The organism is Kitasatospora sp. CMC57 (assembly GCF_045866025.2).
GTDB lineage: Bacteria > Actinomycetota > Actinomycetes > Streptomycetales > Streptomycetaceae > Kitasatospora.
In genome coordinates this window covers 3113709-3130969 of record NZ_AP035881.2, presented here as the reverse complement: position 1 = coordinate 3130969, position 17261 = coordinate 3113709, and the positions used below count along the sequence as shown (strand labels likewise).

Sequence of the window (17261 nt, the reverse complement as noted above, 5' to 3'; positions counted from 1 at the left end):
AGCGCGTATGACCTCTACTACGCTCGAAGACGCGGAAGCCGCCTCTTGCAGGGAGCTCACGCAAACTGGGTGCCGTCGAGCTGAACCCTCGACGGCACCCGCTTATGACGCCGACCGCACAAAGCTGTCGGCGAACTGGGGGTCACCTCATCCCGGCTGCCTCCCCGTTCACGTGGCCGGTGGTGCCGACCGTTGGTGCGATGCGGAACCAGCCCGGGTGGCCCTCGGTGACCAGTCCTTGCTTCGCCAGGCTCTTCAGCCGTGAGCGGGTGGTCTCGATCCGCCGGTCCGATGCTTTCTCGCCGATCGCCACGGCGATGTCCCGCACCTTCATCTCCCGGCCTGCCGAGGTGAGGAGCACGAGGATCTTCTCGATCGCCTCGTCCAGGCCGACGCCGACCGAGGGCACCCTCGCCGCGCGAGGCGGCCGAGGCTGTGCCGGAGCAGGTCCGGCGGTGGGGGGCTGCCAGGACGCGGACTGCCGGGGCAGGGGCGGGGTTTCGTCGTCCGCGGACACGTCCGTCAGGAGCGACCGGGCTGTCTCCCGGGTGATCGTCAGCCGGGCCAGACGCTCCTCGGCCGCTGCCATCTTCTCCCGCAGCGCGTCCAACTCCCCGCGCACGACGGCCTCTTCCTCATCCAGCCGCTCGAACAGTGTCGCCATCGCCAGCCCCTGATCCTCACCGGTGGCCTCTGAGGTTCTGGCATCCCAGAGCCAGAACCTCGCCCCAGCGTAGGGCCCGCTGCCAGGACTTCGTGGCGGCCTTCCCGGCATTGCCATATATGAACAACACTGGTCCAGATCAGGCGTGTTGGTGATTCATCACCGAACGCCATGAGTGCAGAAGCGGACCGCTATCGCTGCGTGGTGACCTGAGCGGATCTCACCACGCCGCAACGTCGGGACGGACCTTGGGGAGGGCCCAAGGTTCCACCTCACCCGTGACCAGGCCGGCCAGGAACTGAACGGCTCCGCCGGTGTAGTGCCACCAGGCGGAACTCCGTGAGGCGACCGTGACAGTCCACTCCTGGGGCCCGGCTGAACTGGTGGTCCACAGGAAGAAGTCGCCCTGGTTCGAGCTCGCCTACGGAAGCAGACCGCCCGGGGCGGGGTAGGGGTGGAGCGGAACGGTCAGGTCGGCTTCCGCGCACCACTCCTCGATGATCTCCAACGTCTCGCGCAGGCCCTGCACCCAGGAGCGCTCACGGTCGGCCTCCGGGCCACCGAGGCCAAGAAAGTCCCCGAGAGCGAAGGCCGGGTAACGCTCACAGAGGAGCTTGAAGTCCTCTGGCAGGGTGGCGCCCAGTTCGGCTTCCACGACCTGCCAGTTGACGTTCCTAACCTCCGGGAGACGCAACGATGCCAGGTTCGGGACCGCGTTCTCCAGCTCCGCGATCGCCTCCGCAGGGTCGGTCAGCCGGCGAACCGGAACTTGCGTACCAGCGAAATCATCCATGCGATCAGGGTGTCAGAGTGGCACCCCAACGCTGGCTCAGGCCCCTACCTCGAACCAAAGGACACGCCCAGTTAGAGCGGACAGGGATCACGATGGAACGAGTTCAGCAGATCGCCGAAGCAGTGCTGCATCCCAAGCACTGACTCGCGCGAGACAATCGACCGGTGACTCGAACCGTAGACCGTGCCCGCTCCCTGGAAGAGCTTGAGCGCGACTGCTGGCCTGCCCCTCCGGTCGGCGCCACCCGCCTCGTCGTCACCGTTCATGCTCGTCGGGGTAAGCCGATCGGTGAGCTGACCGTCGAGGACATGCGCCTGCTGATCAGGCAGGACGTGGGATTGCCGTATCTCCTGCCGCTGGCGCTGGAGGTCCTGCGGGACAACCCGTTGGCCGAGGGCGACATGTACGAAGGTGACCTGCTGTCCGCCGTCGTCACACGCAGCCCATCGGCCTGGAGCGGGGCGGCCGGGCTCAGGCGGGAGCTTCACGTGATCGTCTCGGAGCTGGCAGCCCTACCGGACGTCCTCTGGCTCGATGTTGAGCGGTTCCTGGCCGCAGGACGCTGAGTCGTGTGGCCGGTCCCCGCCCACCGTGAAGTAACGGGACTGCCGCTGGAGGGAGGGCTCATTTTCGACCCCGCCGCCAGCTTGCCAGCGAGCCCCGCCGTGCTTGGCTGGCTGCCCTCGTCAGCCAGTCCAAGTACCAGTCGCGGAAGCCGACACGGTTCGGTCCCGCCGTGAGCGGTTCGAGGGTGCCGTCGGCGGCTCGAAGGTCAATGAACAGAGTGCCGCGCTCCGGCCCGGTGACGACGAGCCAGGTGAAATACCCGCATCCCTGATGGCTGAGGCAGATCGCCCCGGCGGTCATCGAGGCGTGCAGTTGCTCCCACTCGTCGTCCCAGGCACCGAAAGCAGCGAGGTATGACTGATTGTCAGGATAGTCCGGCTCGACAGGCTCGCGAGCGTTCAGCTCCTCCTCCCAGCGGGCCCGCTCCGCCGCCGACGGGAACGCCTCTCCCAGAAGGGCGTTGTCGCTGCGAACGTTCCGGCCCTCGGCCCAGTGCCATCCCTGCTCGTCGTGCCGAAGGGGAAAGATCCCGTAGTGCGGTCCGGCCCCACCCGCACCCACCTCCAACAGGAAGGTGCGATAGGCGGAGGGGAAGGAGACGCCGAGCTCTTCCTCGGCTGCCGTCACCTCGGCCTCACTGAGCGGCGGCTCCAACTGGAACTCATGTCCGAACCCTTGCCGGGCACCGAAGACCTCCTCCAGGAACGGTGCCTCCCGTAGGGCCAGGACTTGCTCACGCACTCCCGGCCAGCCCACCTCTGACTCCATCAACTACCGTCTCCGCGCACTGGTCATCACCGCTCTGTTGTGGCTGGGCGAGCTTCTTGTCTGCCGAACGACGTGCACGCCACCAGCGAACTGCCGTCAACGCTTCGCGTGATGCCGCCGTTCCTGCGACGACATCACGCGGGCGACCGTTTGCCGGGCGGCATCACGGCCGTCGGGGCGTGCTGCCGGCACCCGAGGGCCTGCCAGATCCCGGCCAGTGAGCGACTTGGCGCCGACAGAGATCCAGTTGGCGCGGCTCACCACGGCAACGTGGCCTTCCACGTGGGCCTTCTGATCCTTCCAGTCATCGGGAGGCGCCATCAGGACCCGAAGGTCCCGGTCGTGCGGCCATTCCAGCCCCAGGACCTGTCGGCCGAAGTCGTGCTCAATCAGCGACAGCACAGTGCCGGTCTCCAGATGGACGAGAAGGAGCTCCCCCTCGAAGAAATAACCGCCGTCGTACTCGCCGGACCCCACCGCGAGCAGGGGAAGAGTCGGATGGAAAGCCATCGTGTGCACGGGGTAATCGGAGCGCAGGAGCCAGCGGCGGCGAGCGCGGTCGGTGACGTCGAAGACGCCGATCGTCTTCGCTTCGTCGTACTCATGCGCGCCGGCCACCGCAAGCAGGCCAAGCCGCTTGTCGGCGACGGCCAAGACGGGATCGCCGATCTCGGAGAAGGGATGGTCACCGCTATCGCGGTCAACGGGAGGCTGGGCCACACCGAGGATCTTCGCAAAGACCCGGAAGAAGTGGGAAGCGCGTTATGCCCACCCGAGCCTCGCGCCCTGCAGCCCACCGCGCTCGGCGCGCCGATTCGACGGCTCACTCGCCAACTGAAGAGCGGTGAGGTCAGGAACGTAAAGAGTCGCGCTCCCGTCGGCGAGGAATCGGCCGAGCAGCTCGAAGAATCACGACAAGGACGTCCTCTTCCTCTTCCAGAGTGAGCTCCCACCCGCCCTCCCAATCGGGAGGGGCGATCAGGGTGTCAGTGCGGCGGAGACGCGGGCCAGGCGGTGGGCTGGCAGCGCGAAGTCGTTGGCCGGATTGCGGAAGGACAGCCCACCGCCGCTGACCCGGACGCCACGGTCTATGGTGCTCCAGGACACCGGACCGCATTGCCCCTGGCCCTCCAGGAGCGCAGTGGCGAGGGCGTCGGGGTCTTCGACCCGGGTGCGGGCACGTAGTGCGGACGCCAGTCGGCCCACAGCGTCAGGGGGCAGGGCGTCGTCACCGAGGGCGGGCAGTAGGAGCAGCAGGCGGGCGTGGGGATCGCTGGTTGCGTCGCCGCCGGGGGTGTGGTCTGCGGCGGCGGCGAGTTCGGGCCAGGACAGGCCGGGGCCCATGAAGTGGCCATCGTCGACGGCGAGGAGTTCAGCCCGTTCCCAGGTGGGGTGGTGCAGGAGGTAGTCGGTGCCGCTGTCGTCGGCGAGGTTTCGGTGGACGATGTGGAGCTGATGGTCGCGGGCCAGGGTGAGGGTGATGAGCGGCCAGCCGTCCTGGGCCATGGTCCGGCGGTAGAACTGGTCGGCCGCGTCGAGATCAGCGCCGAAGAGCAGCTCATCGGCTTGCTCGCTGTGCGAGCAGGAGTAGAGATGGGTGAGCCAGTACAGAGGGTCGTCCAGGTCTGGGCGCTGGGTGAAGGGGCCACCGTCGTAGCCAGGTATCCGGAAGTCTGCACTGTTCGTCACCAGGCAATCATCGCGGTCACCACCGGCAGTGCCAGAAGCCGGGACACGGGGCGGCTAGCCTCATGGTCATGTCGGCCAAGAACGGTTTCATCTGCACGTGCTGCGGTGAGCATCATGCAGAGGTCCCCCTCAACTTCTCCAGCCCCGCTCCCGCGTACTGGCTGCCGGAGATGGGCGGTGACGCTAAGAGCGTGCTGACTGCGGATCAGTGCGTGATCCAGGGCGAGTCGTTCTTCGTCCAGGGACTCATCGAGATACCGGTCATCGGTACGGACGACGTCTTCTCGTGGGGCGTGTGGGTGTCACTGAGCAGGCCGAACTTCGACCGGGCGAGCGAGCTGTGGGAGACGGCCGGCCGTGAGAGCGAGCCGCCGTACTTCGGCTGGCTGTCGACGGAGCTGTTCCTGTACTCACCCTCGACGATCAACCTCAAGACGAGGCTCCACACCCGCCCGGTGGGAACGCGGCCGTTCATCGAACTCGAACCGACCGACCACCCCTTGGCGGTTGAACAGCGCACCGGCATCACCCGGGAACGAGTGCAGCAGATCGCGGAGGCAGTCCTGCACCCAAAGAGCTGACGGGCCGCCAGGACCTGTCCAGGAAGCTGTCTGTAGAACCGGTAATTCGGCGCCGTAGGCTGGCCGCATGCCGTTCGATGATGCGTCACAGAGTGCCCCAGTGCACTGGCGGGAGTGCAGGAGCGTGTACGACTTCCTGGAGCAAGTTCGCCTCCGCCCCGGGATGTGGCTGCCCGGTGGCGACTTGAAGCATCTGCAGTCGATGTTGATCGGCTACCAGGTGGCTCTCGGCGTGCACTCCATCGACGAACCCTTTGACTTCTGGAACGACGGCCCGTTCAGCACGTGGCTCTGGCAACACATCGGCGAGTCCAGCTCCCTCGGCTGGGCCACCGAGATCGAGCGGCTGACGGCGGACGGTTCCACACCGATTGAAGAGTTCTTCCGGCTGCTGGACGCGTACCTCCACGAGACCGCCGCCTGATCGGGGCAACCAAGCCGCACCTGTTGCATGCCATGATCGACGCGTGAGTGAGTACTCGTGGCCTGACGACGGCGCCGACGCCGCAGCAAGGGCCCAGGCAGAGTGGACCGCGACGTGCCGGGCCCTGCCCGTCGGGACTCAGATCGCCGGCGAGGTCATCGGTCGGCAGCGCTTCGGCGTCTTCCTCAGTATCAACGGCTACCCCGACGCGATCGGACTGGCCGAGATCACTGCCATGCCCAGAAACGCGGACCTCCCACGCGTCGGCGAACAGGTGTCCGGCGAGGTCATCTCGCATGCCGATCACAACTGCCAGGTGAAGGTGAAGCTTGCCGACTGGTCGCTGCATGAAGATTCGCTTCGAGGACGGCCGTGAGCTGGGCCGGAGGTTGCCCCGCCTGACGGAGCTCTACTCGGTCGCCGCGTAACGGGCACCGCGGCGAAGGAACTGCTGCCCTTCCCCGAACCCCGGCGACGAGCGCTGTCGGCCTTTGCCACTACGGTGCGATGCATGCGACCGCTGATCACCACCATCCGCGAAAAGGACGAGGTTGCCGGTTTCCTGGCATGGCCGGGCGATTTCGACCTGGACCGAGGCGACCACATCGAGGAGGTCCACCTGGCTTCCGGCGCGGTGCTGGAAGGCTTCGCGGGCGACGGTGCCGGGGGCACCTACTTCTTCTGCGGTGACGGCGGCGAGGAACGTCCGGTCCTGTACGCAGACTCCGAAGGCGGTGCCGCTCTCGTTGCGCTCGGCCTGCCGGAGCTCCTACGGCTCCTGCTGGTCGCGCCCTGGTGGCGCGACTGTCGCGCGTTCACGGCTGAGGAGAGCGCCGAGTCGGCTGCCGGGTACCTGGAGGACATGCCCGACTTGGCCGTTCGGCGGGACCGCGCGGCAGCCGCTCTCGGCCTCGATCTCCCCACTGAGGCCGAGGTCCTTGCCCGCCTACGCAAGGTCGCCACCGAGGTAGGCAAAGGCTTCGTCCTGGTCTTCACGCCTGAGAATGAGCCGTACGACCTGCTGATCAAGGGCTGAGCGCTCCCGGTCCGGGAAACGAGCCCCAATCGGTCGGGCTTCCGCCGGAGTTGATCCCTGACGTCCTGGCGACCAGATGCATGACAGTCAGATCCCGGATCAGCCCAAGACGCTGTAGCCCAGCCTGCGGGCCTGCTCGGAAATGTCCTCGTAGCCTGCGGAGGGGGAGAGCGAGGCGACCGTTCCCCGGGTCAACGGAGCACCTGCCAGGACCGCCGCCACCGCGTCCCGGTGAACAGAACGTTCGAAGTAGTCCTCGGCATAGCTCACGTAGGCATCCGGGCTTCCGTCCGCGACGAGATCGAACAGCCAGTCGGCGCCGTCCGACTCGTCAGGGGCGAACTCCACTGGCCCGCACCGCCACCTGGTGTCGCCAGCCTCACGCCAGGCGCACACCGTAGCGTCGAAGAACCCGTCGAACTGAAACTCCGGCGCCTCCGAGTAGCGCACAAGCGAGGCAGGCAGGCCATCGAGCAGGCCGGGCCAGTGTGCTCGGTCCTCCTCCCGCCACGGAGTGGCATTGCTCTCGTGGTCGAACCCGTAGAGGAACACCCCGGCCGGGTCGAACACGATCGCGTACTGGTCGCCCGAGCCGTTGTCCATGCACGCCAGATCCACACCGTCCCGCCAGCCTGAGCTGTCCCGAGTTTCGTGGAGTCCGTGATTGTGTGTTCAGGCGGACTGCGGGGTGGCGGCCTGGGTCCGCCAGTAGTCGCGTTCGTACTCGGCCGGCGGCAGGTAGTCGAGGGCGGAGTGGAGCCGTTCCTCGTTGTACCACGTGACCCACTGGAAGATCGCCCGCTCGACCTGCTCGAACCCGGTCCACGGCCCCTGCATCTCGATCAACTCGGCCTTGAAGGTGCCGTTCAGGGCCTCGGCCATCGCGTTGTCGTACGAGTCCGCGACGGAACCGACCGACGCGGCGGCGCCGATCTCCGAAAGCCGTTCGGTGTAGCGAATGGACACGTATTGGGCGAGTTCAACCAGTCGTTGCAACACTGGGCTGTTGCAGGGAGCGTAGCTGCTCCTCGAAGACCTCAGCCGGCGTCCGCCAACCGAGGACCTTGCGGGGCCGGTTGTTGATCGCCATGGCGACGGCTTCCAGGTCCGTGGACGACCACCGCGAGAGATCAGTGCCCTTCGGGAAGTACTGACGCAGCAGCCCGTTCGTGTTCTCGTTTGTAGGTCGTTGCCAGGGCGAGTGCGGATCGGCGAAGAACACCTTCGTCCCGGTATCGAGAGCGAACTGGGCATGACCGGAGAGTTCCTTCCCGCGGTCCCAGGTGAGGGTCTTACGTAGCTGCTCGGGCAGCCGGATCATCGACGTCGTGAGCGCCGCGTTCATCGCGATCGCACCATAGCCCCCGAGCGAGGGGCCGTTCTTCACGGGCGGACTCTCGCCCCAGCCCTCGAGCCGAGGCAGGTGCACCAGGAGCGTGGAGCGGCTGCTGCGCTCGACAAGCGTGCCGATCGCGGAGCGGCCCGTCCCGATGATCAAATCGCCTTCCCAGTGTCCGGGGACCGCGCGGTCCCCGGCATCGGCGGGGCGTTCACTGAGGATGACGTCCGCGGTGACATGCCCCTGCGGCTTGTTCTGCGACCGTGCACGGGGAACCCGCAGCGCCCGGCCGGTGCGCAGACACATGACCAGTTCCCGCTTGAGCGCGCCACGGCCTTCGATGAACAGCGCCTGGTAGATCGCTTCGTGGCTGATGCGCATGGACTCATCATCGGGGAAGTCGACATGGAGCCGGTGCGAGATCTGCTCCGGGCTCCATGCCGTCGCCCAACGCCTGTCCTGCCGATGCGGCTTGTTCAGCCCTTTCCATCCAGGCGTCTCAGGCCCGGTGACGATCATGCCGTCGGGGCGACGGACGCTGCCGGCGAGCCGCTCCTGCACGTACTCACGCAACCTGTCGTCGCCCGCGAGCTTCGCGGTCTTCGGACGCTTCGCAGCCTGCTGCGCTTTCCACTGCGCCACCAGAGCCCGGTAGACCGGTTTGCCGCCCCGGGTCGCCGCGTTGCGGCGCAGCTCGCGTGAGATCGTGCCCGCGTCGCGGCCGATCCTGCGCGCGATCTCCCGCACGCCGAACTCCTGGGCGCGCAGTAGCGCGATCTCCTCACGCTCAGCGAACGACAGATAGCGGCCGGTGGGCTCGTCCAGGCTGATCGGCGGCATCCCGCCAGCGTGACGGAACCACCGGGTTCCAACCGGCCATGAAACGCCAACAGCCACCGCGGCCTCTGCCGTCGTCACTCCCGACGCGATCCGCCGCCAGAAGTGGCGCTGCACTGCACGAGACGGCTCCGGCCGACCCGGTGAACGCATCGGCGGTCGCATCGCCCGATCCGCCGCCCACTGCCGTCGCGCACCCGCAGGCACCTGCGGCACCCTCTGCTTCTGGTCGCGTCCCATCGCACACCTCCGTGATCAAGGTGTTGCGACGACCAGTTGAATCCGCCTTGCGACCCCCTGTCGCTGTGGTGAATCAGCCCGGAGCCCTTCTTAATTCTCCGGCGCCACAGGGCCATCTCCAGCGCGTCCAAAGGGAGTTCGGTCCGCATGTGGTCAGCGACCTGCCAGCCGACGATCGTCCGGGAGAACACGTCCAGGACGAACGCGACGTAGACCCAGCCGGACCAGGTCCGCACGTAGGTCATGTCCGCGAGCCACAGCTGGTCGGGCCGCTCGGCGGTGAAGTCGCGGTCGACAAGGTCCGGTGGCCTGGGCGCGGTCGGCTCCGGGATCGTCGTGCGGCGCCGCCGGCCGCGGATGACGCCTTCGATGCCCAGCTCGGCCATCAGCCGCTCGACCGTGCACCGGGCGGCCTCTACGCCCTTGCGCCTGAGCGCGCGTGTGATCCTCCGGGCACCGTAGGTGGCTCCGGACTCGTCGTGGACCTGGGCGATCAGTGGCATGAGCTGTTCGTCGCGGAGCCGTCGGGCGGACTTCGGCCGCTGCTTGCGGGCGAAGTAGGTGGACGGTGACAGGTCCAGAACCCGGCATACGGGATCGACCCCGAAGCCGTCGCGCAGGTGGTCGATCACCTGCTCGGCCTCGTCCGGGGACGGTCGATCTCCTGGGCAAAAAACACGCTGGCGGCCTTGAGGATCTCGTTCGCCCGCCGCAACTCCGCATTTTCTCGGCGTAGTTGCTTGAGTTCCTCGAGTTCGTCGCTGGTCGGCCGGTCGTCGCGCTCTCCGGCGTCGGCCTCGGCCTGGCGGACCCAGTTTCGTAGGGCTTCCTTGTGGATGCCGAGGTCCCGCGCGACGTGCGCGATCGGGCGGCCCGTGGTGCGGACCTCGCGGATCGCGCGCTCACGGAGCTCGTCGGGGTACTTACGTGGTGCTGGCACAGCAGGCGGTTCTCCTTACGCCAGGATCGTAACCCTGGCTTCAGGGACTCCACCAAACTCAGAGCAGCTCAGCCGGACACGAACGTGTGAGTGGGGGCGTACGCGTCGAGAATGGTGTCGAGCAGCGCGATCGCCCGGCAGCGAGCGAGCAGAGCAGCGGGTTCGGGCAACAAGGACACCAGTTCACGAACGGTCATGGCGCACATTCAACAGCGCGCCACCGACACCATCGACCGCAGGTCGAGGCATCCGAGCTGAGCCCGTTCCCCGGCCAGCCGCGGGTGACGGAACCCTGTCACCACGGAGGGACTGCGGGGCCGTCAGAGATCACCTGATCGGTGTCCAGCCAAGGCAGCCGACCGGGTCCGGACCCACCATGGGGACACATCAATGTCTCCGGGAAAGGCCCTGCCACCATGGGAAGAACCCGCTTCGCCACCCTCGCCTTCGTCAGCGCAGTCGCCATGACAGCCTCGACCGGAACGGTCGGCGCGCACGCCGCCCAACAAGACCAGCCCGCCCACACCCGCGCCACGGAGGTCTGCACCGGGGAATTCGCCGAGATCCAGCTCCACAACAACGGCACCAAGGACTACATCCACTACGGCGGCATCCAGCAGTGCACGCCCAACCCCGCCCAGCAGACGCTGACCATCATGCTGTTCCGGGTCACCGGCGGTCAGCCCGCCCTGGTCGCTCAAAGGAGCGGCAGCAAGGTCGACTGGACGCTCCCGGTGTGGGGTGAGCCGTTCTGTGACAGCAGCCGCACGGCGACTTACCAGATGAGTGCCCAGGGCAGCGCGGACGGAGTGCCTTCCAATCCCTGGCCGGTGGCCTGGAGCCAGCAGTTCACCCTGAACTGCTGGATCGACGAACCCGCCACCCCGGCGACCGCCCTGTCATGACCGGTGTCGACGCCGGTGGCGCCTATCGTGGCATCGTGGACAACCAGCACGCGTACGCCGTCTACGGCCAAGCCGGGCCCTTCCCCGAGATCGCCGGCCGCACCGCCTGGCACACCGCCGTCAGCGTCGGGCAGAACATGGCACTGCTGGCCATCGTGCGCACCCACCCACCAGACCCGGACCTCGTCAACCGTACCTACCGACCCACCCGCGTGCGCTGGCACGACGAAGACCTGGACCGGCGTTCCGCCGGCGGCGGCTCCAACGGCAGGGTCAGCGAGAGCCTGGAGATCTTCGCCGTGCCCGACGGTCCACTGCCCGACGAGATCGAACTCACCTTGCACGCCACCGACGGGACTCCGCACACCGTGCGTCTGCCGCGGCTCTGAAGCGTTGGGGAACGATTACCCGCGCACGGGAAGCGATCTTCAACGGGCTGGAACGCCGCTGGCCAGGCCCCGGAGATATGGCGACTCGTTTTTTCGGGAAGCGATCACTCCCCGCGCGGGAAGCGATCTTCGGCCGCCCTCGTCGGCTCCTGGTCAGCCCCACTCGTGAACACCCCACCAACAAGGTCCCGTCCGATCCAAGTGATCGGGCGGGACCTTTGCGTTGCACGGGAGTGCGGCAGCTCGCGGAGGCAGTCCTGCACCCCGACAGCTGGCCGCTCACCGTCGAAGGTCCCGATGAGCCGGTCAGCTGGGCCGATCCCGAGCGGTACCGCCGGATGATCGACACGGGGGCTACCGGCCCGCCCACACCTGGATCGCCCAGGGCGAGGACGGGCGGCTGCTGGCCCGCGCCGTCTGGTGGGCCTTCCCCGAGAGTGACCGGCCGCTGGCGCTGGACTGTGTCTGGGTGGCCCCGAGGTGTCCGACCGGGTCGGGCTCGCGGCCCGGCTGCTGGGCACCGCCCACGACGCCTTCCGAGCGGCAGGCTGGGACGGACCGCCCGAGTGGCACCTCTTCCTGGACGCGGGCCGGCGGGACGATCCGGCGGTCGCTGCGGCCCTGGAGCGGCGGAAGGCCGCCGCCGAACGCAGCGGCCTGACCCACAGGTTGGAGCGGCTGCGGTACGAGTGGACCCCCGAGCTGCCGGTGCCGGGAGGCGAGCGGCCGGCTGGTCTTCCGTACCGAGCCGGACGACGAGGTCTTCGTCGACGTGTTCCGGCAGGCGGCCGAAGGCAGCCTGGGCGACGACACCCGGCGGGGCCTGGCGCGGCTCGGCGCGGACGGGCAGGCCAGGGAGACGCTGGACGGTTACCTCCGCATGCCGGGTGAGCGGTCCTGGTGGCTGCTGGCGCACACGCCCGAGGGGCAGTTGGCCGGCTTCGCCCTGCCGTCCGCCAACCAGGGCGGCCCGGTGGTCGGGTACCTGGGGGGTGCCCGCCCTGCGCGGCCGGAGCTACGCGGACGAGCTGCTCGGCGAGATCACCCGGTTCCACGCGGCCCGGGGTGCGCGGCGGATCGGCGCCGACACCGATCTGGGCAACGCGCCGATGGCGGCCTGCTTCGAGCGGGCGGGGTACCGAAACTTCGGCGTACGCCTGGTGCTGACGCCGTAAGCGGGCGGCGCTCCGGGTACCAGGAGCGGGGAACTGCGACGCCCGCCTTCGAAGAGGTGATCGTCACGTGCGTGGGCAGGCGCTCTGCACTCTGACCCGAACGCGCAGTTCCCCGCGGCCTGGCTCAGCGCGCGCCTACAGCGCGGCGCCCGGACCGCCAGGCGCCCGGCGCGGGTGGCGGGGGTGCCGGGTGAGGCAGTAGCCGAGGACACCGGCCAGGGCGGCCAGGATGCCGCCGCCGAGGGTCCAGAACCAGCGGGTGTTGCGGCCCTGGAAGGGGGCGGAGTACCAGTGCGTCTCCTCCTCCACGGGGGCCACCGCACGGTCGGACGGCGCCGCCGTGGCGGTCGCGGCCGGAGCCGCCGCCGCTGCGGGGGAGCCGGCGTTGACCGGCGGGACCAGCGGGGCCCGCAGCTCGCCGTCCTCGGGCTGGGCGTTGCCCGCCCCGCCCTTGCTGGTCAGGCGCAGCTGGACCCGGGCCGCCAGGCCGAGGTCGTTCTGCGGGACCTGACCTGCCGTCAGGCGGACGTAGTACGTGCCCGGCAGCGGGTCGCCGGACCAGGGTTCGGCCCAGGAGCGGATCTGCCGCAGGCTGCAGCGCAGCGCCAGGGTGCCGGCCGCGGTCTCGGCGGTGGCGTCCTGCGGTCCCGAGGTGCAGGACTGGCGGCGCCGCAGGCCGTCGAAGAGCTCGACCGACCAGCTCTGCGGCCCGTGCCGGTCGGCGCTGGGGGGCAGCGTGACGGTCACGTCCACGGTGGTGGTCTGGCCCTCGGCGGCTCCGAAGGCCCAGTACAGGTAGTCACCGGTGGAGGCGGCCACGTCGGCGCTCTGACCGGAGCCGAGCGCGATCGCGGTGAGGAAGCTGGTGCCCGCGTCGGTCACCGGCTTGGCGGTGCCCGCGACGGACGGGCCGCTCGAGACGGACGGGCTGGGGGACGGGGACGGGGACGGGGACGGCGAGGCCGCGATCAGCAGTGGCAGCCCGGCGGCGAGCAGTGCGGCCCGCTGTGCAGTGGTACGCATCGTCAGTTCTCCCGCCAGACAGCGATTCGCCAGCGTGCCAGCCAGCCGAAGATCAGCCCGGTCAGCAGTCCGGCCAGGGTGAGGACGAGCAGCAGGACCCAGCCCCGGCCGAGCCCGGCGGACCAGCCGTCGGGGGCGGGGGAGGCGGCGGCCACGTCCAGGGTCAGTTCCAGCGGCAGGCCGGGTTCGGCGGCGACGCCGGGGGCCGGCGCGAAGGAGTTGCTGACCACCAGGCAGACGGTGTCCTCGGGCCTGACGGAGGCCGAGCCGCTCGAAGCGGAGGGCGACGCCGTGCGGCCCGAGGACCAGCGGACGCCGGTGGAGGCCACGTCCGTCCGGCCGCTGCCCGCGTCGGTGCCGCGGACCAGTTCCTGGCCGCCCGGGTCGGTGGCCTTCAGCAGGACGCCGTAGTCCCGGGCGAGGGCCCGGTCGAGCGAGATGCTGACCGAGGCCCGCAGCTCCTGGCCGGGCCGGACGTTCACCCGGTAGACCCGGTGTTCGGCGAACTTCTCCCGGTCGCTGTAGACGCCGGGGGTCAGCACCGGTGCGGTGGCGCACTGTTCGGTACCGGTCGCCCGGGTCGGCGCGACGCGGTTGGTGGCGCCCGCCCGGTTGACCAGCTGCTTGACCTTGTCGGTCAGTTGCTGCTGGCTCTGGACGTCCGTGAAGGTGCCGCCGGTGGCGTTGGCGATGCAGAGCAGTTGCTGCCGGGTCTTGTCGTCGTGCGAGAGCCCGAGCGTGTCGACCACCAGGTGAGTGCCGAGGGCCGCCAGTTCACGGGCCACCTCGCAGGGGTCCGGCGGGGCGCAGGAGTCCTCCCCGTCGGTGATCAGCACGATCCGGCGGGTGGTCGAGCCGGTGCCCAGGTCCTGGGCGGCACCGCGCAGCGCGAGGCCGATCGGGGTCCAGCCGGTCGGCCGCAGGGTGGCCACGGCGGTCTTCGCCTCGGTCTTGTCGGTCTTGCCGACCGGGTAGAGCTGCTTGGTGTCCTTGCAACCCTCGGCCTTGTTGTTGCCGGGGTACGTGGCACCGAGGGTCCGGATGCCGAAGTAGGTCTCGGCCGGCAGCGCGTCGATCACCTCGTTCAGCGACTGCTGGGCCACCGCCATCCGGCTCTTTCCCTGGATGTCGGTGGCCTGCATCGAGCCGCTCACGTCCAGGACCAGGTCGACCCGGGGCGGCTCGGTGGCCGCCGCCCCGGCGGTGGTCTCGTCGGCGTACGCGGGTATCCCGTGCAGGATGGCCCCGGCGGAGATCGCCAGGGCGGCCAGTAGCCCGAGTGGGCGGGCCGGCAGTCGTCGTCGTGTCGTCACGGGCCGCATCTTATGGATCATCAGTTCGGATGACCAAAGCCGCCCCGACCCGAACTCGCCCACCGGACAAGCTTCCAGACCCTGCCGGTCGGACGCCCGGCCGACCGGACCGACGCCACGCGCCGAGCCGGCCGGACCGGCCGGACAAGCTACCGGGTGAGCTGGCCCGGGCCGGCGGGGACCACCGGGCCGCCTTCGCCGCGTACGAGGGCCGGCTGCGGGAGTACGCCCAGGGCTGTCAGAAGGGCGGTGACCGGACCGGGAAGTTCCTCGCCCCCGGCCGCCGGATCGGGGGTCGGCTGCGGGACGCGGTGCTGAACCGGCCCGCGCTGCTCCGCTGGATGCTCGCGGAGGGCAGGAAGGTCAGCACGGTCGACCTGCCGGACTACCCGGCGGAGCTGGGCCCTTTCCGGGCACCCGACGCCGCCCGCTGATCCGCCACGATCGGCCGGTTCGGGAGCAGTGCGAGGGTCGGGCCAATATGTGACACACCGACATCAAGCCCCATAAATATGGCTAATCCTCGTTAGGGTGCTGTGGAGCTGAGCCCGTCGAGTTGGAAGGACCCATCCCGTGAGCAACCTGTTCGCGATCGCCTACCCCGACCTCGCCACCGCGGAGCAGGTCCGCAGCACCGTCTTCGGACTGCAGAAGCAGAAGCTGATCGAGCTCGAGGACGCCGTCGTCGTCGAACGCAGGCAGGACGGCCGGATCAAGCTGCACCAAGCCGTCTCCACCGCCGGTGCCGGTGCCGCCTCGGGTGCGCTCTGGGGCGGCGTGATCGGGCTGCTGTTCTTCATGCCGTTCCTCGGTGCGGCCGTCGGCGGTGCGACCGGTGCGGCCGTCGGGGCCACCACCGATGTGGGGGTGGACGACAACTTCATGCGCCAGGTCGGCGAGCACCTGACCCCCGGCAGTGCCGCCGTCTTCCTGCTGGTCCGCAAGGCGACCGCCGACAAGGTGATCCCGGCGGTCGCCCAGTACGGCGGCCAGATCATCCAGACCTCGCTGAGCACGGAGGCCGAGACCGAGCTGCGGGCCACCGTCGAGGCCGCCCGGAGCCAGGCGCCCGCCGGCGTCTGACCACCGAACCGCTGTGGGTGGACCGGGCCTGACGGCCCGTCCGCCCCCGCCGTGCTACCTCCGACAGGACGCCCGTGGCCTCTCCCTCCGCCGTGGCCAAGGCCGGTGTGCCGCCCCGGCGCCCGGTCAAGAGCCGCCGCAACACCGAACTGGTGCTGGTGGTCGGGGCGGTGCTCATCGCCGTCCTCGGGTACGTCGAGGTCGGCCTCGACCTCGACGACGAGGTCCCGTCCGACGCCGCCGGGTACGGCGCGGCGCTCGGAGTGCTGGCCCTGCTCGCGCACGGGGTGATCCGCTGGAAGGCGGCGTACGCCGACCCGCTGCTGCTGCCGATCGCGATCCTGCTGAACGGGATCGGACTGGTCGTCATCTACCGCCTGGACCGGGCCACTCCGGGCAGTGAGGCGGCGCCCACCCAGCTGCTCTGGTCCACCCTCGGGGTGGCGCTCTTCATCGGCGTGCTGGTGCTGGTGCGCGACCACCGGGTGCTCCGGCGGTACGCCTACGTCGGTGCGCTGGCGGCGCTGGTGCTGCTGATCCTGCCGATCTTCTTCCCACCGGTCTACGGCTCCCGGATCTGGATCGTGATCGGCCCGATCTCGTTCCAGCCGGGCGAGTTCGCCAAGATCCTGCTGGCGATCTTCTTCGCCGCCTACCTGGCCGTGCATCGGGACGCGCTGGCGCTGACCGGCAAGCGGGTGTGGAAGTTCCAGTTCCCGCGCGGCCGTGACCTCGGCCCGGTGCTGCTGATCTGGGCCGCCTTCGTCGGGGTGCTGGTGCTGGAGACCGACCTCGGCACCTCGCTGCTCTTCTTCGGCCTGTTCGTGGTGATGTTGTACGTGGCCACCGCGCGCAGCGGCTGGATCGCTATCGGCCTGTTCCTGGCGGCGGTCGGCGCGGTCGCGGTCGGCTGGCTCTCCCCGCACGTGCACAGCCGGGTCACCGACTGGCTGGACCCGCTGGGCTCGATCGCGGCCGGGCAGGGCGCCAACCAGATCGCCCAGTCGCTGTTCGCGTTCGCCTGGGGCGGGGTGCTCGGCACGGGCCTGGGGCTCGGCCACTCGATCCTGATCGGTTTCGCCGCGAAGTCGGACTTCATCCTGGCCACCATCGGTGAGGAGCTCGGTCTGGTCGGGCTGATCGCGCTCTTCCTGCTCTACGCCCTGCTGATTTCCCGCGGTTTCAGGACCGGGATCGCGCTCAGGGACCCGTTCGGCCGGCTGCTGGCGATCGGCCTGGCCGCGATCGTCGGCATCCAGCTGTTCGTGGTCGCGGGCGGCGTCCTCGCCCTGATCCCGCTGACCGGGATGACGCTGCCCTTCATCGCCCAGGGCGGCTCCTCGGTGGTGACCAACTGGATCATCGTGGCGCTGCTGGTCCGGATGAGCGACCAGGCCCGCCGACCCGCCCCCGAGCCCGCAGCCGACCTGGTGAAGCAGCCGTGAAGTCGAGACGAGGACCGGGGGCCCGCTCCACCGGCGGCCCGCAGGGGCTG

Annotated in this window: 24 protein-coding genes; 11 read left to right on the top strand and 13 right to left on the bottom strand. The window is 69.3% G+C overall.

The genetic code is table 11. The features are described from left to right. Positions 1 to 142: 142 nt before the first annotated feature. Positions 143 to 664: a hypothetical protein gene (locus tag ACKUU6_RS13740; protein ID WP_407988801.1), complete on the bottom strand. Its 522-nt coding sequence runs from the start codon at positions 662 to 664 to the stop codon at positions 143 to 145. A 421-nt stretch (positions 665 to 1085) separates the two neighbouring features. Beyond that, on the bottom strand, positions 1086 to 1457 hold the full coding sequence (locus ACKUU6_RS13735) for a hypothetical protein (protein WP_407988800.1): 372 nt from the start codon (positions 1455 to 1457) through the stop codon (positions 1086 to 1088). 164 nt (positions 1458 to 1621) lie between these two features. Here ACKUU6_RS13735 and ACKUU6_RS13730 point away from each other — a divergent pair, with 164 nt between their 5' ends. Then, the gene (locus tag ACKUU6_RS13730) at positions 1622 to 2023 is read left to right on the top strand and encodes a contact-dependent growth inhibition system immunity protein (RefSeq protein WP_407988799.1); all 402 of its coding nucleotides are present in this window, start codon (positions 1622 to 1624) and stop codon (positions 2021 to 2023) included. A gap of 58 nt (positions 2024 to 2081) precedes the next feature. On the opposite strand, the gene ACKUU6_RS13725 is transcribed toward ACKUU6_RS13730, so the two are convergent. From ACKUU6_RS13725 to ACKUU6_RS13715, 3 genes are all read right to left on the bottom strand, one after another. After that, a complete protein-coding gene (locus ACKUU6_RS13725; RefSeq protein ID WP_408649631.1) occupies positions 2082 to 2765 on the bottom strand; it encodes an SMI1/KNR4 family protein in 684 nt (227 codons plus the stop codon). Positions 2766 to 2888: 123 nt separating this feature from the next. Beyond that, positions 2889 to 3512, bottom strand: a complete 624-nt coding sequence (locus tag ACKUU6_RS13720) for a hypothetical protein (RefSeq protein ID WP_407988797.1) — start codon at positions 3510 to 3512, stop codon at positions 2889 to 2891. Between the two features lie 258 nt (positions 3513 to 3770). Then, positions 3771 to 4481: a hypothetical protein gene (locus tag ACKUU6_RS13715; protein WP_407988796.1), complete on the bottom strand. Its 711-nt coding sequence runs from the start codon at positions 4479 to 4481 to the stop codon at positions 3771 to 3773. A gap of 68 nt (positions 4482 to 4549) precedes the next feature. Here ACKUU6_RS13715 and ACKUU6_RS13710 point away from each other — a divergent pair, with 68 nt between their 5' ends. The 4 genes from ACKUU6_RS13710 (at position 4550) to ACKUU6_RS13695 (ending at position 6522) form a co-directional block, all read left to right on the top strand. Further along, entirely contained in the window at positions 4550 to 5062 is a 513-nt protein-coding gene (locus tag ACKUU6_RS13710) for a DUF2199 domain-containing protein (RefSeq protein WP_407988795.1), read from the top strand. Positions 5063 to 5246: 184 nt separating this feature from the next. Further along, complete coding sequence (locus ACKUU6_RS13705) at positions 5247 to 5486, top strand: hypothetical protein (protein WP_407988794.1); 240 nt, start codon at positions 5247 to 5249, stop codon at positions 5484 to 5486. Positions 5487 to 5529: 43 nt separating this feature from the next. Next, positions 5530 to 5862, top strand: coding sequence for a hypothetical protein (locus ACKUU6_RS13700; protein ID WP_407988793.1), 333 nt, complete (start codon positions 5530 to 5532; stop codon positions 5860 to 5862). Between the two features lie 135 nt (positions 5863 to 5997). Continuing rightward, entirely contained in the window at positions 5998 to 6522 is a 525-nt protein-coding gene (locus ACKUU6_RS13695) for a hypothetical protein (protein ID WP_407988792.1), read from the top strand. Positions 6523 to 6621: 99 nt separating this feature from the next. On the opposite strand, the gene ACKUU6_RS13690 is transcribed toward ACKUU6_RS13695, so the two are convergent. The 6 genes from ACKUU6_RS13690 to ACKUU6_RS13665 all read right to left on the bottom strand — a co-directional run bounded on the left by ACKUU6_RS13690 (position 6622) and on the right by ACKUU6_RS13665 (position 10075). Next, positions 6622 to 7125, bottom strand: coding sequence for a hypothetical protein (locus ACKUU6_RS13690; RefSeq protein WP_407988791.1), 504 nt, complete (start codon positions 7123 to 7125; stop codon positions 6622 to 6624). Between the two features lie 69 nt (positions 7126 to 7194). Beyond that, entirely contained in the window at positions 7195 to 7488 is a 294-nt protein-coding gene (locus ACKUU6_RS13685; protein WP_407988790.1) for a transposase, read from the bottom strand. A 13-nt stretch (positions 7489 to 7501) separates the two neighbouring features. After that, on the bottom strand, positions 7502 to 8701 hold the full coding sequence (locus ACKUU6_RS13680) for an IS30 family transposase (RefSeq protein WP_407988789.1): 1200 nt from the start codon (positions 8699 to 8701) through the stop codon (positions 7502 to 7504). A gap of 74 nt (positions 8702 to 8775) precedes the next feature. Next, positions 8776 to 9570, bottom strand: a complete 795-nt coding sequence (locus ACKUU6_RS13675; protein ID WP_407988788.1) for an IS3 family transposase — start codon at positions 9568 to 9570, stop codon at positions 8776 to 8778. After that, entirely contained in the window at positions 9567 to 9878 is a 312-nt protein-coding gene (locus ACKUU6_RS13670; RefSeq protein ID WP_407988787.1) for a transposase, read from the bottom strand. Before ACKUU6_RS13670 ends, ACKUU6_RS13675 begins: the two co-directional genes overlap by 4 nt. A 68-nt stretch (positions 9879 to 9946) precedes the next feature. Continuing rightward, complete coding sequence (locus ACKUU6_RS13665; RefSeq protein WP_407988786.1) at positions 9947 to 10075, bottom strand: hypothetical protein; 129 nt, start codon at positions 10073 to 10075, stop codon at positions 9947 to 9949. A 219-nt stretch (positions 10076 to 10294) separates the two neighbouring features. Between ACKUU6_RS13665 and ACKUU6_RS13660 the strand changes: the two genes are divergently transcribed. The 3 genes from ACKUU6_RS13660 to ACKUU6_RS13650 all read left to right on the top strand — a co-directional run bounded on the left by ACKUU6_RS13660 (position 10295) and on the right by ACKUU6_RS13650 (position 12347). Next, positions 10295 to 10783, top strand: coding sequence for a hypothetical protein (locus ACKUU6_RS13660; RefSeq protein ID WP_407988785.1), 489 nt, complete (start codon positions 10295 to 10297; stop codon positions 10781 to 10783). Next, positions 10780 to 11172 carry a hypothetical protein gene (locus ACKUU6_RS13655; RefSeq protein ID WP_407988784.1) on the top strand — a complete coding sequence of 131 codons (393 nt, stop codon included), beginning with the start codon at positions 10780 to 10782 and terminating at the stop codon, positions 11170 to 11172. Before ACKUU6_RS13660 ends, ACKUU6_RS13655 begins: the two co-directional genes overlap by 4 nt. Before the next feature lie 992 nt (positions 11173 to 12164). Next, positions 12165 to 12347 carry a GNAT family N-acetyltransferase gene (locus ACKUU6_RS13650; RefSeq protein WP_407988783.1) on the top strand — a complete coding sequence of 61 codons (183 nt, stop codon included), beginning with the start codon at positions 12165 to 12167 and terminating at the stop codon, positions 12345 to 12347. A 135-nt stretch (positions 12348 to 12482) separates the two neighbouring features. Here the strand turns inward: ACKUU6_RS13650 and ACKUU6_RS13645 are convergent, their stop codons facing one another. Further along, positions 12483 to 13370 (bottom strand): peptidase, encoded by an 888-nt coding sequence (locus tag ACKUU6_RS13645; protein WP_407988782.1) that lies wholly within the window; start codon positions 13368 to 13370, stop codon positions 12483 to 12485. 2 nt (positions 13371 to 13372) lie between these two features. Beyond that, positions 13373 to 14683 carry a VWA domain-containing protein gene (locus ACKUU6_RS13640; protein WP_407988781.1) on the bottom strand — a complete coding sequence of 437 codons (1311 nt, stop codon included), beginning with the start codon at positions 14681 to 14683 and terminating at the stop codon, positions 13373 to 13375. 29 nt (positions 14684 to 14712) lie between these two features. Between ACKUU6_RS13640 and ACKUU6_RS13635 the strand changes: the two genes are divergently transcribed. The 3 genes from ACKUU6_RS13635 (at position 14713) to ACKUU6_RS13625 (ending at position 17211) form a co-directional block, all read left to right on the top strand. After that, complete coding sequence (locus ACKUU6_RS13635; protein WP_407988780.1) at positions 14713 to 15117, top strand: hypothetical protein; 405 nt, start codon at positions 14713 to 14715, stop codon at positions 15115 to 15117. A gap of 139 nt (positions 15118 to 15256) precedes the next feature. After that, positions 15257 to 15766: a DUF1269 domain-containing protein gene (locus ACKUU6_RS13630; RefSeq protein WP_407988779.1), complete on the top strand. Its 510-nt coding sequence runs from the start codon at positions 15257 to 15259 to the stop codon at positions 15764 to 15766. A gap of 74 nt (positions 15767 to 15840) precedes the next feature. Then, positions 15841 to 17211, top strand: a complete 1371-nt coding sequence (locus tag ACKUU6_RS13625; protein ID WP_407988778.1) for an FtsW/RodA/SpoVE family cell cycle protein — start codon at positions 15841 to 15843, stop codon at positions 17209 to 17211. Positions 17212 to 17261 lie beyond the last annotated feature (50 nt).